Origin of the sequence: Blautia sp. AM29-29, from assembly GCF_003480555.1 — a bacterium.
Classification (GTDB): Bacteria; Bacillota; Clostridia; order Lachnospirales; family Lachnospiraceae; genus Fusicatenibacter; species Fusicatenibacter saccharivorans.
Window position 1 is genome coordinate 445 of record NZ_QUJD01000012.1, and the last position, 17220, is coordinate 17664.

Annotated in this window: 12 protein-coding genes, 1 tRNA gene and 1 CRISPR repeat array; of the genes, 1 reads left to right on the forward strand and 12 read right to left on the reverse strand. The window is 44.0% G+C overall.

What is annotated here, in order from left to right:
* Positions 1-262: 262 nt before the first annotated feature.
* The 9 genes from radA to cas9 all read right to left on the reverse strand — a co-directional run bounded on the left by radA (position 263) and on the right by cas9 (position 12900).
* A complete protein-coding gene (gene radA, locus DW769_RS09945; RefSeq protein WP_118640954.1) occupies positions 263-1642 on the reverse strand; it encodes a DNA repair protein RadA in 1380 nt (459 codons plus the stop codon).
* 73 nt (positions 1643-1715) lie between these two features.
* Positions 1716-2129, reverse strand: a complete 414-nt coding sequence (locus DW769_RS09950; RefSeq protein WP_118640956.1) for an endosialidase — start codon at positions 2127-2129, stop codon at positions 1716-1718.
* 103 nt (positions 2130-2232) lie between these two features.
* Complete coding sequence (locus tag DW769_RS09955; RefSeq protein ID WP_117762143.1) at positions 2233-4707, reverse strand: ATP-dependent Clp protease ATP-binding subunit; 2475 nt, start codon at positions 4705-4707, stop codon at positions 2233-2235.
* Positions 4708-4723: 16 nt separating this feature from the next.
* On the reverse strand, positions 4724-5110 hold the full coding sequence (locus DW769_RS09960) for a GntR family transcriptional regulator (protein WP_117510240.1): 387 nt from the start codon (positions 5108-5110) through the stop codon (positions 4724-4726).
* Between the two features lie 79 nt (positions 5111-5189).
* The gene (locus DW769_RS09965) at positions 5190-5954 is read right to left on the reverse strand and encodes a type III pantothenate kinase (protein WP_118595508.1); all 765 of its coding nucleotides are present in this window, start codon (positions 5952-5954) and stop codon (positions 5190-5192) included.
* A 225-nt stretch (positions 5955-6179) separates the two neighbouring features.
* A CRISPR array of direct repeats spans positions 6180-7008; the repeat unit is 36 nt; unit sequence GTTTGAGTACCATACATTTTTACATCATTCTCAAAC.
* 63 nt (positions 7009-7071) lie between these two features.
* Complete coding sequence (csn2, locus tag DW769_RS09970) at positions 7072-7746, reverse strand: type II-A CRISPR-associated protein Csn2 (protein WP_117510242.1); 675 nt, start codon at positions 7744-7746, stop codon at positions 7072-7074.
* Positions 7743-8048, reverse strand: a complete 306-nt coding sequence (cas2, locus tag DW769_RS09975; protein WP_118640958.1) for a CRISPR-associated endonuclease Cas2 — start codon at positions 8046-8048, stop codon at positions 7743-7745. The genes csn2 and cas2 overlap by 4 nt, the downstream gene beginning before the upstream one ends.
* A gap of 11 nt (positions 8049-8059) precedes the next feature.
* Entirely contained in the window at positions 8060-8926 is an 867-nt protein-coding gene (cas1, locus tag DW769_RS09980; protein ID WP_117814296.1) for a type II CRISPR-associated endonuclease Cas1, read from the reverse strand.
* Entirely contained in the window at positions 8923-12900 is a 3978-nt protein-coding gene (cas9, locus tag DW769_RS09985; protein WP_118750329.1) for a type II CRISPR RNA-guided endonuclease Cas9, read from the reverse strand. Before cas9 ends, cas1 begins: the two co-directional genes overlap by 4 nt.
* Positions 12901-13313: 413 nt before the next feature.
* Between cas9 and DW769_RS09990 the strand changes: the two genes are divergently transcribed.
* Positions 13314-13396 (forward strand) — tRNA-Leu (locus DW769_RS09990).
* A gap of 157 nt (positions 13397-13553) precedes the next feature.
* Here DW769_RS09990 and DW769_RS09995 read toward each other — a convergent pair.
* The 3 genes from DW769_RS09995 to DW769_RS10005 are packed head-to-tail and all read right to left on the reverse strand — an operon-like array spanning position 13554 to position 17170.
* Positions 13554-14831, reverse strand: coding sequence for a diaminopimelate decarboxylase (locus DW769_RS09995; protein WP_117510246.1), 1278 nt, complete (start codon positions 14829-14831; stop codon positions 13554-13556).
* 23 nt (positions 14832-14854) lie between these two features.
* The gene (gene pyk / locus DW769_RS10000; protein ID WP_118750330.1) at positions 14855-16291 is read right to left on the reverse strand and encodes a pyruvate kinase; all 1437 of its coding nucleotides are present in this window, start codon (positions 16289-16291) and stop codon (positions 14855-14857) included.
* Positions 16292-16306: 15 nt separating this feature from the next.
* Positions 16307-17170 (reverse strand): hypothetical protein, encoded by an 864-nt coding sequence (locus DW769_RS10005; protein WP_118640962.1) that lies wholly within the window; start codon positions 17168-17170, stop codon positions 16307-16309.
* Positions 17171-17220 lie beyond the last annotated feature (50 nt).

Genomic DNA, 17220 nt, shown 5'->3' on the forward strand with positions numbered 1-17220 from the left:
GGTTTTTTTGAAGCAGTTTTTGCAACCCGCGGCAGCCACCCGGCTCCGAACTAAGTTTTTCTGTTTCAAAAGAACTCATTCGCATCAGCTCTCGCTGACAGCTTAGTTATAATAACACCGCCAAAAGCAAAAGTCAACACCTTTTTTCGAATTTTCTTATTTTTAGAAAAATATAGTTAATTCTGCATATTTTATATTTTATCTGAATTTTTTAAAAAAGACCGTACGCATCACACGCCGGTCCTTTTTCCACAACTTCCTTCTAATTTTTCCCCACGCGCAGAATCGCATCCTGAATATTTTCCACCGGAATCAGTGCGATTCCACCGATTTTCTCCACGGACTTCATGCAGACAGCAGGTAAAATCACCCGCTCGAAGCCCAGTTTTTTTGCTTCCAGTACACGCTGTTCCGCCATGCTGACGGCGCGGACCTCACCGCTTAAGCCGACCTCGCCAAATACGACCGTTTTCTCATCGATCACCTGATCTTTGTAGCTCGATACGACGGCAAGTGCGATGCCAAGATCGATCGCCGGCTCATTCATCTTGATTCCGCCTGCGATGTTGACGTAGGCATCGCTTGTCGAAAGATTGACTCTTGCGCGTTTTTCCAGCACTGCCATCAGCAGGTTCACACGGTTGAAATCGCATCCTGCTGCGGTGCGGCGCGGGATTCCGAAATTACTGTGGCAGACCAGTGCCTGAATCTCGATCAGGATCGGGCGCGTTCCCTCCATGGAGCATGCGACAACCGAACCGGAAGCTCCCTCCGGCCGTCCGTTCAGCATGTACTCCGATGGATTTTTCACTTCCACGAGTCCCTCTGTCTGCATTTCGAAGACGCCGATCTCATTTGTAGAACCAAAACGGTTTTTGACGCCGCGTAGAATCCGGTAGGACGCATGACGGTCGCCCTCGAAGTACAGCACGGTATCTACCATGTGTTCCAGCACACGTGGGCCGGCCACATTACCGTCTTTTGTCACATGACCGACGATAAAGATCGAAATTCCCATTCCCTTTGCAATCTGCATCAGCACATTCGTCGATTCCCGGACCTGGGATACACTGCCCGGCGCGGAGCTGACCTCCTCGTTGTACATGGTCTGGATCGAGTCGATGACGGCAATCTCCGGCTTCTCTTTTTCCATGACGGCGCGGATGATGTCAAGATTCGTCTCACAGAGCAGGGACAGATTTTCATTAAATTCTCCGATCCGCACGGCGCGCAGTTTGATCTGGCGCAGGGACTCCTCGCCGGAAATGTATAAAACCTGATGTCCTGCTGTGGACAGCATGCGGCACACCTGCAGAAGGAGTGTGGATTTTCCAATTCCCGGATCGCCGCCGACCAGTGTCAGGGAACCCGGCACGATTCCTCCGCCGAGCACCCGGTCGAGTTCTCCGATTCCCGTCGGGATACGCTCTTCTTTTCCTGTTGAAATTTCCGTCAGATGCACCGGCTTTCTGCCCGCTGCGCTGTGGCTTCCGAGCCCCTGGTTTCCCGCCGGTGTTTTGGCCGCCGTCGGTTCCTCCACAAACGTATTCCATTCTCTGCACGCCGGACACTGGCCCATCCATTTTGCTGACTCATATCCGCAGTTCTGGCAGAAAAAGGCTGTTTTTTTTGCTTTTGCCATAGTTGTGTCTCCCTTATAATTGTCAAAAAAAGCTGCCGCACACGTTCTGCGACAGCCTTCTTTTCTTATTTCATCATGCTTTTACGATTTCTACTGCTACATTCTCTGCTTTTTCCAGCTCTACGCTGAAGGAAAGTTTTCCGCCGAGGTTTGTGGTCATGTGGCCAACGTTTACACCGTCGAGCAGCACCTTGTATTCGGTCTCTGCTTCCATTTCAACGGTGATCTGTGCATCCTCCGGTCCTTCTACTTTGAAGGTCATGCCGCCGTCGAATACGTTCAGATCGGTAACTGCGGTTCCCGGAACAGATTCGTATACGAACAGTCCGTTTCTCTCCAGCTTTGTGATTTCCTTAAAGGTTTTTACTTTATACAGATCTCCTCTGTGCTCAAAATCAGATTTTTTTGCCTTTGCCGCAAGCTCATAATCTCCGAAGCTGATGCCTCCGTCTGCCTCTGTGCGGATTAATTCTTTTACTACTGACATTTGTAAATGCCCTCCTGGTCTTGTCTTTTGTGGTGTTTCGTTTGTTTGTGAAAATCATACCATAATCGAAAAGATTTTACCATATAATTTATGGAATTTTATATTATTTTTTCTCAAGAACCTTAAATGTAATCTCTTTCTTATTCATTCCAGCCGCAACGGTATCGCCTTTTTTCACTTCTCCGTTCAGGATGGCTTCTGCGAGCGGATCCTCAATTTTGCTCTGGATCGCGCGTTTTAACGGGCGGGCACCGTACTTGCTGTCGAAGCTGTTTTCCACGAGATATTCTTTCACGGTGTCACGGACTTTCAATTCAATGTCCATCTGCTCCTTGCAGCGGCGCTCCAGATCTTTGAGCAGAATCTGCAGAATCTTCTTCATATCCGCCTTGGTAAGCTGATGGAATACAATAATCTCGTCGATTCGGTTCAGGAATTCCGGCTTAAACATCCGTTTGACTTCTTCCATCACCTGGCCCTTCATGTATTCGTAGTCTTTCCGCTCATCTTCTGTCGAAAGGAATCCAAGGCGTTTCGGCGCTACAATGTTCTGTGCTCCGGCATTGGATGTCATGATAATGCAGGTCTGTTTGAAATCAACTTTTCTGCCCTGCGCGTCGGTGATATGGCCATCATCAAGTACCTGCAGCAGAATGTTGAACACATCCGGGTGAGCTTTCTCGATCTCATCGAACAGGATCACACTGTACGGGTTGCGGCGCACTTTTTCAGAGAGCTGGCCGCCTTCCTCGTAGCCAACGTATCCCGGAGGGGAACCGATCAGCTTGGAAACGCTGTGTTTCTCCATGTATTCCGACATATCAACGCGGATCAGGGCCTGCTCTGTACCGAAAACTGCCTCGGCGAGTGCTTTGGAAAGTTCTGTTTTTCCGACACCGGTCGGTCCAAGAAACAGGAAGGATCCTGTCGGACGGTTCGGGTCTTTTAATCCGACTCTGCCTCGTTTTACGGCTTTTGCCACAGCTGTCACGGCTTCTTCCTGGCCGACAACGCGTTTATGGAGTGTCTGCTCCAGTCTTGCCAGACGTTTCGATTCTCCTTCCGCGAGACGCTGTACCGGAATTTTCGTCCAGGTGGATACGGTTTTTGCGATTTCTTCTTCTGTTACCTGCAGTTTTTTGTTTTTGCAACGGCGTTCAAAGCGTTTTCGGATCTGCTCCAGATCTTTTTCGAGCTCCTGCTGGCGCGCCTGCAGTTCTTTTGCCTGCTCAAAATCGCCGGTACTGATCGCGGATTCTTTTTCTTTCTGTACTTCGAACAGTGTCTGCTCCTCTTTTGCCATGTTGTCCGGCACCTGGTAGCCGGCGAGCTGTACGCCTGCGGATGCCTCATCGATCAGATCGATGGCTTTATCCGGCAGGAAACGGTCGTTGATGTAGCGGACGCTCATTTTTACGGCTGCTTCCAGTGCTTCATCGGTGATTTCCACGCCGTGGTGGCGTTCGTAGTATGGGCGCAGGCCTTTTAAGATATCAAGTGCTTCGCTTTCTGTCGGTTCTTCTACTTTCACCGGCTGGAAACGGCGCTCCAATGCGGCATCTTTTTCGATGTATTTACGGTATTCTTCGAGCGTGGTTGCACCGATGAGCTGAATTTCTCCGCGGGAAAGGGACGGTTTTAAGATATTGGATGCATCGAGTGCTCCCTCTGCACCGCCGGCCCCGATGATGGTGTGAAGTTCATCGATGAACAGCAGAATATTTTCATTGTCCGTCACTTCCTTGACGACACGTTTGATACGTTCTTCGAACTCACCGCGGTATTTGCTTCCGGCTACCATTCCGGAAAGGTCAAGGACAACAACTCGCTTATCGCGGATCGTTTCCGGCACAATGCCAAGGGCAATCCGCTGCGCCAGACCTTCCGCAATCGCCGTTTTTCCGACACCCGGCTCTCCGATCAGACACGGGTTGTTTTTTGTCCGGCGACTTAAGATCTGAATGACACGCTCAATTTCCTGCCCACGGCCGACAACCGGATCGAGTTTTCCTTCGCGCGCAAGCTCAGTTAGATCCCGGCTGTACTGGTCCAGTGCCGGCGTTTCGCTGGTCTGCGCTCCACCTCTTGTCTGCGGTCCGCGGCCGGTATTTGCATTTCCGCTTGCACCGCCCTGCAGCGGTGCCTCGCCCATGGCAGTAAGGATTGCTCCATATAGTTTCTGAATGTTGATCCCCATGGTAAAAAGCAAACGGGTAGCAACACAGTCACTTTCTTTTAAGATTGCGATCAGCAGATGCTCGGTTCCCACAGCTCTGCTCTTAAAACGCGCTGCCTCCGCTTCTGCATTTTCAAGCACTCTGCGTACCCGCGGAGTATAGCCCGGTCGGGATTCGGTCACGGTGTTTCCGCCTGGTGCAATCAGACGGTCAATCAGTTCGGTAAGCTGTCCGGCATCTACGTGAAACTCAGAAAGCACCATGCCTGCTGTGCCATCCTCCACGTTCAGAAGTCCGATCAGAAGGTGTTCGGTTCCTACGTAATTATGTCCACATTTTTCAGCTGTCCTAACCGCATATGCCAGTGCTTTTTTTGCCTGACTGGTATATCCTTCTCTCATAATACTATTGTCTCCTTCATGTTTCGTCTGCGTAATTGCTGTAAATTTCATCTACAAGCTGATGTACTTCTTCTTTTGATATATTTTTGCAGACGGCTTTTGCAAGAATCACCTGCAGATCTTCGCGCAGTTCCTGCATGGCATACAGTTTATCCGCATCGATAGAGATAACGGCTCCTTTTCTTCGGTCAATCGAAAGAAGCCCCTCCTGCCGGAGTACGCTGTAGGCCTTATTTACGGTATGCATGTTGATACCGATATTGTCTGCGAGCTGTCTTACCGAAGGTAGAGTATCTCCTTCCTGAATTCTGGAAGTGGCAATACCCAGAATAATCTGATTTCTCAGCTGGATATAGATCGCTTCATCGCTGTTGAAATCGATCTGTATTGTCTCATAATACATAGTTACACCCTGCTTTCTCGTATCGTTTTGTTATACATATGTTATAACAATTCGCAAACTTTGTCAACAAACGGTTTCCCTACCTGTTTTTCTCGTAGATGATCTGAAGACCTTTCAGGAGCAGATTCTCATCGATGATGATGTCATGTCTGCAGTGCGGAATCACAGCTTTCGCCAGACCTCCGGTAGCCACAATCGTGCATTTGCAGCCAAGTTCTTCTTCCATCCGTTCGATCATGCCGTCGATGCTGGCAGCGTTTCCATAAATCATACCGCCTTTCATACAGTCCAGCGTATTTTTGCCAATGACTTTTTTCGGTGCTGTCAGACTGGTCTGGCTAAGCTGCGCGGCATTTGATACGAGAGCATCCAGCGAAGTACGAAGTCCCGGAAGAATCACGCCTCCGATGAAGCTTCCTTTCTGATCAAGTACACTCATCGTCGTGGCAGTTCCCATATCGATAAGAATCTGCGGACATGTGTATTCATTCAGCGCTGCTACTGCTACAACAACAAGATCGCTTCCTGCCGTTGCGGGGTCGTCCAGTTTGATATTAAGTCCGGTCTTCACACCGGGGCCGACAACTTTGACCGGCTTTTTAATCACTTTTTCTGCCGCACTCCGGCAGAGCTCTGTCACCTGCGGAACAACGGAAGAGATGATACCTCCTTCGATCTGCTCCACCGGAATCTCATACAGTTCCAGTACATTTTTCAGGCTGACTGCGTATTCCAGCTCTGTTTTTGCCTTGTCCGTGGAGAGTCTTTCGATGAAGTATGTTTTTTTCCCTTCCACACACCCAAGGACGATGTTCGTGTTGCCGATGTCTATTGCAAGGATCATGATTCAGGTTCCTCCTGTAAAAACTATGAAATGAAATTCTTGTGGTTTTATTATACATGGTGCGGCGCTTTGAGACAAGGAAAAAGACAGCAAGAAAAAGACAATTAAGTCGATTTCATACTGTCTTCTGAATATTTCATTTTGAATTATCTATTCTTGTTGTTCACAAAAATAAATTTTACATCATTCTCAAACGTACGATTTAGCAGAATTTGCCCTGAAAATGTTTGAGTACTATACATTTTTACATCATTCTCAAACCATTACTTACAGATTTAGGGGAGGTGGAAAGTTTGAGTACCATACATTTTTACATCATTCTCAAACGACAACACGACTGGACAACAACAAGAAAAAGTTTGAGTACCATACATTTTTACATCATTCTCAAACCCGGAAACGACATTGGAGGGTTATCGGATTGTTTGAGTACCATACATTTTTACATCATTCTCAAACTAATATAAATATAACCCTCTTCGTAATACTGTTTGAGTACCATACATTTTTACATCATTCTCAAACCTGGCTGATGAATGGCGACGCTTGCGTCCTGTTTGAGTACCATACATTTTTACATCATTCTCAAACCGAGATCTTCACCAGATCGGCCAGATTTCTGTTTGAGTACCATACATTTTTACATCATTCTCAAACTGATCCGGGATGCCCAAAAGCGCACAAAATAGTTTGAGTACCATACATTTTTACATCATTCTCAAACATGGAAGTTGACGGACAGCCGATGTACAAGGTTTGAGTACCATACATTTTTACATCATTCTCAAACCCAGCAGACACACGACGCCGTGACACTGAAGTTTGAGTACCATACATTTTTACATCATTCTCAAACAGTGTTGCAAGACAGTCGCCCTCATGGAAGGTTTGAGTACCATACATTTTTACATCATTCTCAAACGCTTTCTGTTCTCATTGCTCACTACTCCTTGTTTGAGTACCATACATTTTTACATCATTCTCAAACAGGCGGCAAATTGGGACTCTGACGGCATTTGTTTGAGTACCATACATTTTTACATCATTCTCAAACCTCAAATTTAAAAATGAACTGCTTTCATCTGCACAAAACAGGTACTCAAACATCCGATGGATATTAATAGACATCACATCCATCTTTGTCAATTATATAATATTCTCTCTGATTCGAAAAGTCCCTTTGTATATTTTCTATGAAAAGCAAGGATATTTCATAGTAGCATGCCATTTGGGAGAGTTTGTTTATTTGTGTTTCGTTCAGATAGGATCGAATATTGACTAAAATCACCAGTTCTTTTTGGAGAAGTTCGGCCATAACTTTGATATATTGCGTTAATTTTTCCAGAAGTCCCATCTCTTTTTCGGTTTCTGTCTGAACTCCCATCAATTTTAGGAGTGCGCTCAAATCGATTTCCTCATTTTGTTCCAATTCGTACCCACTGACAGCTTCCAATTGATAGATGTATTTCTTCAGTTCCGCAATAATTCTCTGTGTTTCCAGAAACATTTCTTCATTTTGCGCACTTTTGACCAGCTCTGTAAATAACCGTTTTTGTATTCTGTGATCCGCAAAATCAAGAGAAAAGGGCGTTAATACCAATTCCACATCTCTTTTCATATTCAGCTCTGTGTCAGCTTTAGAAAGTACGAAATTTCCCTCCTCTCCCTGATTTTGTTTTTGCAGCTGCTCCACATATTTTAAAAACAGCTCCGGTGATTCTATAATCCATTCCGTGGGACAGTTCCGATGAATCGCAATAGGTTTTTCCAAGTCCACATGTACCAGTTTCATAAAATCACCAGCCTTTCATCCGTATTCAACACTTCGCTCTTTACGTTCCCAACAATCAGATCCATTTTCGCATACTGCTTCTCAGTCACCGTTAAAAGCTGTAGCAGGCCTTCTTCCGGCTTATTTTTATGAATCTGATCCACGATTCCATTCACTGCAGTTGTATTTAACGCAAGCTTACAGTATACGGATTCCTGGAGCATCAGGAATCCGCTTTTCAATAAAAACTTTTGAAATCTCGCATATTCTCTTCTCTGATCGCCCGTCAGCACCGGAAGATCAAACAGTACCAATACTCTCATAAAACGATAACTCATAGGCCGTAAAACCGGATCAATGCACTGTCATTCTCATTTAAGGCATCAAATACACTTTTACAGTAAATTTTTATGGCATTATTCACATACTGTGTTTTCCCGTCTATCATGACTTCGTTGTTTAATACATTGACCAATTGTATTTTTTCCTCATGCGTAAATTCTTTCCTCTGCATTTGGATTACTTCCCGGTCAATCAGGACACGGAACGGTTCCATCAAATCGGACGCCAGATTAAACTGATTAAACATATTATCATGAAAGAGTCCGAGCTGTGTAATATAACCGCTCGCTACAATTTCTCTCGCAAACGCAGACAACAAAATGCTATATCCGTAATTCAGCGCTGCATTTTCCGGACAATCCGCAGTTCTGGTAAATGTCATACCGAACAACGCATTAAAATATACCTTTGCCGCATGCCCTTCCCGGTTTGTCTCATCGTTCCAGCCAATCTCCTGTAAATATGCTTCTAACAGACCCGCTTCTTCCTTTCCCAGATTTTTTAACAGTTCCTTCTGTTTTCGTATTTTTTCCGTCACAATCTCTGTCCAGATCGCTTCTTTACTGTGCCGGCTCCACTGAATCTGCTTTCTGACCTTATTGCTGGTATCATGACTTCCGTAATACCCAACCAGTTCCGACGATGGATTTCTCTTTTCATCGCAAAAAATCACTTTTATTTTCTTTTTTGTCAGCTCTGCCAGCAGACTTGTTGTGACTGTTGCTGCTGTTGACTCAATCAGAATGGTTGATATTTCACTTAAATGTATTTTTGTTACTTCCTCATTTCGCACCACAAGATAACCAAGCTGATAGTCCAGCTTTGCCCGTTTGGAAATAACCACAATCCGCCAGCTCATAATGCATTCAGGTCTACTGCCTGCTCGTAAATACCGGTTGGCGATTGATGAATCATTTCGATTCGACTGCAATCGGTTATATTTTTGTTGAGATACAAAATTCCTGCTCTTCCAGATCCTCCAATTAATTTCAAATCAGCGGTAACACTCTGGCACTGGAAAAAATGTAAAATTTCATACAAAACGATACACTTTTCTTCTATGCATAATTCTTTAAATTTTTCTCTTTTTTCCGTTAATGTCTTTGCCTGTGCTCCAAGTTTTTTTGCATATACCGTATTTGTTAATTTATTTAAAAAGGTTTCATACTGCATCACCACCTTCTTTTCTTCTAAATGGTCGGAATCGTAAATTTTCAGTTCTTTATTCTGTTTTTTACGTTCCACGTACTGTACTATTTTTTTCAGTATTTCCATTTCTTCCTGGGAAAGTACCAGCTGATTTGCACCTTGCATCAATAGCTGATCTCCTGATCTTCCGGAAACCCACATATAAAATCCGTCCACACAAAACAGAGTATCTATTTTGATTTCCGGCACCAGCACTCGCGGATTCTTTAACTGTCTTTCCTCTTCCAGATACCGAATTATATTTTCTTCTGACTTCTGAATTTCCTTTTTCAGACGAATCGGCACATACTCGATTGTTCGTATTTTCTTTCCCTTTTTGCCCTCCGATTCTGCCAGTACAAAGTAAGCTCCCGCCTCTTTGTTATATCCTCCATACTTCTGTATATCACAAAGCCGTTCATCACTGCTCTTGATCGGAACCTGACCTTTTCCTTTTTTGACAATCTGCTGGTCAAACAATGCACCTGTTGCCTCATACGATCTTCGCGTCACAAGAATGTTGTTCTTTTCCATAAACTTTCGAACTGTCACAATGGTTCCGTTCCCGCCTTCCCAGGCAATTTCTCCGTTTCGTTCAATTCTTTCCTGTTCAAACATCTTCTTCAGATTATAACTTCTTCCCGGATTTTCCTTAATGAAGTGAATCGGATTTGATGTGAATTTTACAAAATATGCGTTGCCAACGACAATATTCAAATAAGCATCCTTCGCATGATGATAATCATTCATCTCCCGTACCTTCAGAAATTTAAAATCCTTACGGAACTTTGAAACGGTTGGCGCTTTCACATAAACAATCTGTGTATCCGGGATCACCTGCTGCAGAATACTTGCTGCCGCTTTTGTACTCTGACGAGTTTCCACCAGCTGCCTGGAAATAAATCCAGCCAATTCAGACGGTTCAAATCCGTTTCTTCTTATCAGCCGTTTATATTTTTCTTCACTGATCAATCCGGCATCCACTAAAGATTTCCAGAATGGCTGCATTTTTTTCCGAACTGTTTCATCGATCGGATATTTATCCTCTTTCATCTGATTACACTTTTTCTTTACAAGTACCCGGTTATCCAGGCTATCATCCATCACTTTGGACTGTGGAAAAATATGATCAATGTCATACTTCTGATTATCCCACAATTCCTCCAGTTCAATTGTTTCACCGGAATACATGCATTTTCCTTTTTGCGTATAATACAAATACAGCTTGTCTCTTCTCATTTCCGCATCGGAACGTTTTTCAATCTCATCTATCCAGTCTTTTTCTTCCGCTTTACATTTTTTATAGAGTTCCAGCAGTTTCTTTTTTCTTGAAGAGGTTCTTCCCTGATCGGTTTTTTCTCTTGCCATTTCTATAAAAACACGTTTCGGTGGGTTTCCCATTACTTTACAGATTTCCTTTACAATCAAAAGGCTCTGCCAAATCTGCCGCTTCACTGCCGGTGATACGTAAAGTTCCTCGACTAATTCATACGAAATATCCCGTTTTTTCTGTTCGTTTCCATTCTTTTCTTCGATTGCCGATGCAAACAAATATTTTTCGCTAAGCAGTTGCATCAGATTGTCATTCGTCTCCCACAAAGCCCGAATAATAGACCATGCCTCTCCCGTTTCCGGTGCCGGTGCTTCCGTCTCTTCCAAAAACGCTTTTGAGAGTCTTCCCCAACCACGATACGGCAGTTTACTTATGCTGTCTCTTTGTTTTTCTGTCAACTCCGGAAACAGTTTCTTTAATCTCTGTTTCAGTATCGCTTTATCATCTCCAAACAGCGTTACGTTCAGGATGATGCATTCTTTTTCCGCCTGGTTCAGTGACAAATTTGTTAATTTCTCTTTAAAGTCATGGTATGCCGTAAGAGAACTCTTGAAATCACCATCAATTCCGGTAATTTCAACTTCTTTTCCGGTAATTCCTTCTTTCACTAAATAGTTTTTCAGTTTTTTCTGTGTAACTTTTCTGCTTTTCTGGAATACTTCTTCATATATTTTCTGTTTCTGCTCTACAGATATCTTTTCTCCATCCAAACGCAGATTATTTAATTCATTTAAAACTTCGTATTTGCTGTACAGCAGAGAATACTTTGGTAAAACATCTTCACTTGGCAGATAAGTACATTTATTCGTCATTCTTCGAATAAACTGCTCTGCACTTGCTTCCAAATCTACCATCTCATCGAAGTTCCATGGATATATTTTGCCTTCTTTTCGTACCGCCCAGTTACTCTTCTCCCCTTTTTTTCGAATTCCGTTTAAGGGTCCTACGTAGTACGGAATGCGGAATGTGAAAATCTTTTGAATCTTCTCTCCATTCTCTTTCAGTAGCGGAACTTTATCTTCCAGATTTTTCAGGATTGCATTTAATTCATATAAATGAATCTGATATGGAATGACACTGTTGTCTTTTACAGTCTGTTTCGGAAGAAACGTTCCCATTTCCATTTCCTTCTGCATGCAGGATGCTTTCGTCACATCTGATATCTTGCCCAGAATATTCTTTTTCAGATAACCGTAAAAGTCTTCCTGACTACATTGTTTTGGTGCCTTGATATACGCATAATAATTAGCTTTTTCATCCTTTTTTGCAAACAGTCTCTGATATTCTTCCCTTGAAAGATTCTCTCTGACCAGCTTTTTCAGATCTTTCAGATCTTTTTTATGCTTTTCATAAAGTGCCACTTTTGCCTCTGAAAGAGAAGAATAGTTCTGCAAAATATCAGCCAGAACAGCCCAATCGTACACTGCTTTTGCGTGTTCAATTAATACATATTTTTCTCCCAGCTCTGCTTCGATCTCTCCAGCGTATTCTTCATAACCTGCATCTGCGAAGCAAAGTTTTGGCCGTTCCAGTGTATCCATCTGTTTTTCCCCAAACAGATTTCCCAGTTTTGCTGTTCCACCGGTAATCAATCCCAGCCACTCTTTTTCACAGGATGTTTCTGCCCGCATTGCTTTTACTGCTTTTGTCTTTTTCGCAGATTTGGTCAATGTTCGGTCTTTTAAAATTGCCTCTATTTCCTTGCTTCTTTCCACTCCAATCTCGGAAGAAAAGCCAAGTTCTTCTGCCCTCACTGCTTCAAGGAACTGTTCAAATGTTGTCTGAAATTCTCTTACCTGTTCGATATTTCCGTTTAATAGAAAATGGCCTCTGTGTTTCATCATATGATGCAGAGCAAGATATATCAGGCGAATATCAAGCGTTTCGTCAGTTTCCATTAACCATTTTCTCAGATGATAGATGGTTGGAAACTGTTTATGATATTCTTTGTCTGTGTAATCATCATCCGCAAACAATGCATAGGGAAGTTCCGGACACTTTCCCTGCCTGTCACGCTTATCCTCTGGCCAGTAACGACTCTCTTTCATTCTGCGAAAAAATCCATCATCTATCTTTTCTACTTCTTCCGCAAAAATTTTCTGCAGCAATTCTATTCTCCAATTACGACGATCCAATCTTCGTTTTGCTGTCCGAAACCCTCTTCTCTCTTCTGCAGTCTGTGCACTGTCAAATAGCCGTGCACCCCAAAGTGTTTTTCCATGTGCGCGCAAAATTTCGTACTTCTCATTTGTCACAGCCCATCCAACCGAACTGCTTCCCATATCAAGTCCGAGATAATATTCCCCTTTCATCTGTTCTTTCCTCCATTTTCTACATTTTATCTAATTTTACCATATATTTTGATTTTTTACATCTTTTCTTTCCTATTTTCAACAATTCTACTTCCTGGTTCTTGCTGTTCCCACGGTACTGAATCATAACCATGTTTCATTTCTAATTTTAGACAACAAAAAAACTGCTGTCCATGAAGACAACAGTTTTCGTTCCACACACTGTGGACCATCTAACGATGGCGTTTTCGATAAATCGTTATTTGAACTTATGATGTAAAATTTAGTATGGTACTAAACTATCTACACTATACTTCTATTTTTTCCTTTCGTCAATCTTTTTTAGAAAGTTTTTATGATAATTATTCCATTTTTTTCTCTTGCGTCCTTCTTGTTTTTATGGTAAAATATATCTTGTTCTGATTACGAACACTGCCGCTGTGGCGGAATTGGTAGACGCACTTGACTCAAAATCAAGCGGTGAATAACCGTGCCGGTTCGAGTCCGGCCAGCGGCATAGCTAAAAAAGATCTGCAAAAACGAACGTTGATGCAGATCTTTTTTTATTGTCTTCCCTTCAAAAAAACAGCTTTTGAAAGAAAGAAAACCCCTTTCGAAGAACCGGCCATCTGCCGCATGGTTCTTTTTGAAAGGGGTTTTACTGTTGTTATCTCTTATTTATTTCCAAACATCTTTTCATATTCCGGTGTTCCATCCAGTGTAGCGAAGTAATCCTTCGGGGTTTCTGCGCGGCGGATGACTTCAAAGCTGCCGTCCTCTTTTAACAGAACCTCTGCAGATTTTAATTTTCCGTTGTAGTTGTATCCCATGGAAAATCCATGTGCGCCGGTGTCGTGGATGAAGAGGAGGTCTCCGACTTCCACTTCCGGAAGCATGCGGTCGATCGCGAATTTATCGTTGTTTTCGCACAGGGAACCTGTTACGTCATATTTGTGGTCGCACGGCTGATCTTCTTTTCCCATCACCGTGATGTGGTGGTAAGCGCCGTACATTGCCGGCCGCATCAGATTGACCGCGCATGCATCACAGCCGATATACTCTTTGTAAATGTGTTTCTGATGGATGGCGCGGGTAACGAGTCCGCCGTACGGTCCCATCATGAAACGGCCCATCTCCGTGTAAATTGCAACATCGCCCATGCCGGCCGGAACGAGGACTTCATCGTACACTTTATGTACACCCTCACCAATCACGCGGATGTCATTGCCTTCCTGACCTGGTTTGTACGGGATTCCGACACCGCCGGAAAGATTGATGAATTTGATTTTTACGCCTGTCTCTTTCTGCAGCTTTACAGCCAGCTCAAACAGTGTTTTTGCCAGAACCGGGTAGTAATCGTTGGTTACGGTATTACTTGCAAGGAAGGAATGGATGCCGAACTCTTCTGCCCCTTTTGCCTTCAGAATGCGGAATGCCTCAAAAATCTGCTCGGTTGTCATACCGTATTTGGCATCTCCCGGATTATCCATGATGTCGGTGCTGATTTTAAACAGTCCGCCCGGGTTATAACGGCAGCAGATTTTCTTCGGAATGTAACCCAATGTTTTCTCAAGAAAATCAATATGCGTAATATCATCAAGGTTAATGATCGCACCAAGCTCTGCAGCCAGTTGATACTCTGCAGCCGGTGTTACGTTGGATGAAAACATGATTTTATCTTTCTCAAATCCCATCGCATCGGAAAGCATCAGCTCCGTGTAAGAAGAGCAGTCGCATCCGCAGTCATATTCACCCAGCATTTTGATCAGTGTCGGGTTTGGGTTCGCTTTTACAGCAAAATACTCACGAAATCCCGGATTCCAGGAAAAAGCTTCCTTTACTGCTTTCGCATTCTCACGAATTCCTTTTTCATCGTAAATGTGAAACGGAGTTGGTACTGCTGCTGCGATTTCTTCCAGTTTTTCTTTTGTTACAAAAGGCTTCTTCGTCATTCTCTTTTGTCTCCTTCTTCTGCTTATTTTGCCTGAATAATGTGAAGCATGTTTGTCATATATCCTTCACCCGTCACCTCGTTAGTAGCAGGGTCTCCGGCCGTAAAAATAACCATATCGCCGCGTTCTACAAGCTCCTCACGGCGCACCATATACATAGCATGGGAAATGATGTTCTCCGTAGAATCTTCCTCGTATCCGGTCACCGGACGAACGCCCCAGTAGAGCTGCATTTTTCTTCTTGCCCATTCATATGGGGTAACGCCGTAAATCGGTACGCTCGGACGAAGGTTGGAGATCAGTCTTGCGGTCTGACCGGACATCGTCGGGGTCACAATGCAGGCTGCTTTGATGTGTTCTACCATAGAAACGGCTGCACTTCCGACTGCCGCGGAAACATTCAGCTTTCCTTCCAGCGCTTTTCCATCGCGGTAATCTTCGAATTTCAGATAACGCTCCGTCTGCTCGGCAATCTCTCCCATCATGGTAACTGCCTCGACCGGATATTTTCCGGCTGCTGTTTCGCCGGAGAGCATGATCGCATCCGTTCCATCATAAATTGCATTTGCAACATCGGCTACCTCTGCACGGGTCGGGCGCGGATTCCGGATCATGGAATCCAGCATCTGGGTTGCTGTGATAACCGGTTTGTATTTATGATTGCATTTTTCAATGATGATTTTCTGTACATGCGGTACCTGGCACGCCGGAATCTCTACACCAAGGTCTCCCCTTGCAACCATCACACCATCTGCCGCATCGATGATGCTGTCGATGTTCTGCACACCCTCCGCATTTTCGATCTTGGCAATGATATCAATACGCTCTCCTCCGTTTGCCACAAGGAACTCACGGATTTCGTTAATTGCCTCTGCATTCCGGATAAAAGAAGCCGCTACAAAATCAATATCCTGTTCAATACCAAAGAGAAGATCTCCTTTGTCTTTCTCCGTCAGGTTCGGAAGATTGATCGAAACGTTTGGTACATTCACACCCTTTTTTTCTCCGAGCTCGCCGCCATTTACTACGGTACAGACAATTTCCGGTGCATTTACTTTTTCTACGCGCAGGCCGATCAGACCATCATCGATCAGAATTGTGTCTCCCTCTTTGATATCTTCCGTAAGGCCTGTGTAGCTGACAGAACAGTGATTTTCATCTCCGGTCTCCTGAACGGTTGTCAGGGTGAAGGTCTGTCCGGTTACCAGATTTACTTTTTTGCCATCTTTCAAAACGCCGGTACGGATTTCCGGTCCTTTGGTATCCAGAAGGATTGCCACAGGAGTTTTCAGCTCTTTTCGAAGCTCTTTCAGCATATTCATACGCATTTTCTGCTCTTCGTGGTCTCCATGAGAAAAATTAAAACGAGCAACATCCATTCCGGTTTCAATCAGTTTTTTCATCAGGTCACGGGAGTTGGTATTTGGTCCCATGGTGCAGACAATTTTCGTTCTTCTCATACTTTCTCTCCTTCTTTATTTTACATGTTCATGCGTAAACAGGTGATCCTGGCAGTATTCATAATTTCCGTTGCATCTGGAGCAGAAACGGAACTCCAGATTCGGATCATCCTTTTCAGTCCGCCCGCAAATCGCACATTTGTGTTTTGTGATTCCATTTGGATTGCGGTATTCGGCTTCTCCTCTTGATACGGCTTTTTTAAATTCTTTCCTGCGTCTGTTCTGCCGGAAAGAGTTATGTTTTCCTTTTCTTGTCATCAGGAAAAACACCAGGACGTTTGCCAAGGAACACAAAATAACAACACATCCTGCCCAGTTTCCGCTCAGAATGCTGGTAATCATGCTATAAGCAAGAAGCGCTACATCAAGATACGCCAGCCATTTGATCTTGATCGGGATAATAAAGTACAGAAGCACCTGCATATCCGGAAAACTGATCGCAAAGCCAAGGAAAATAGAAAGGCTGATATAATAGGTGCTGAATGCAGTTCCCATCAGCGCCGGATACCCATTCACTGCGTACTCGATTCCATACAGCAGGAAGGAACCGAGGATCGTCATCAGAATACCCGAAAAGATATAAACGTTATATTTGAAATCTCCCCAGGCTCTTTCAAGACTCGTTCCGATTGAGTAGTAGAAAAACAGCATAATGATCGTAAAGATGTCGAGACTGCTCGGCGGAATCAGAATCCAGCTCACCAGACGCCAGATCTGGCCATGCAGAATATAGTATGGTTCCAGCGTCAGATACTGTCTCATGATGGGAGCCGCAAGCGCAATGATATATCCCGCAATGTACGTTACGATAATGTACATCGTCAGATGGCTTAACGCATATCTCCCATATTTTCGCTCCATTTTGTCTAAAAAATTCATGCACACTCTTCCTTTTTGTTTGTTTTATTTCACCGGCTTTCACTGCCCGA

Coding starts and splice junctions, on each gene's coding strand:
- radA (WP_118640954.1), bottom strand. CDS start 1,642: ATGGCAAAAGCAAAAAAAACAGCCTTTTTCTGCCAGAACTGCGGATAT.
- DW769_RS09950 (WP_118640956.1), bottom strand. CDS start 2,129: ATGTCAGTAGTAAAAGAATTAATCCGCACAGAGGCAGACGGAGGCATC.
- DW769_RS09955 (WP_117762143.1), bottom strand. CDS start 4,707: ATGAGAGAAGGATATACCAGTCAGGCAAAAAAAGCACTGGCATATGCG.
- DW769_RS09960 (WP_117510240.1), bottom strand. CDS start 5,110: ATGTATTATGAGACAATACAGATCGATTTCAACAGCGATGAAGCGATC.
- DW769_RS09965 (WP_118595508.1), bottom strand. CDS start 5,954: ATGATCCTTGCAATAGACATCGGCAACACGAACATCGTCCTTGGGTGT.
- csn2 (WP_117510242.1), bottom strand. CDS start 7,746: ATGAAACTGGTACATGTGGACTTGGAAAAACCTATTGCGATTCATCGG.
- cas2 (WP_118640958.1), bottom strand. CDS start 8,048: ATGAGAGTATTGGTACTGTTTGATCTTCCGGTGCTGACGGGCGATCAG.
- cas1 (WP_117814296.1), bottom strand. CDS start 8,926: ATGAGCTGGCGGATTGTGGTTATTTCCAAACGGGCAAAGCTGGACTAT.
- cas9 (WP_118750329.1), bottom strand. CDS start 12,900: ATGAAAGGGGAATATTATCTCGGACTTGATATGGGAAGCAGTTCGGTT.
- DW769_RS09995 (WP_117510246.1), bottom strand. CDS start 14,831: ATGACGAAGAAGCCTTTTGTAACAAAAGAAAAACTGGAAGAAATCGCA.
- pyk (WP_118750330.1), bottom strand. CDS start 16,291: ATGAGAAGAACGAAAATTGTCTGCACCATGGGACCAAATACCAACTCC.
- DW769_RS10005 (WP_118640962.1), bottom strand. CDS start 17,170: ATGAATTTTTTAGACAAAATGGAGCGAAAATATGGGAGATATGCGTTA.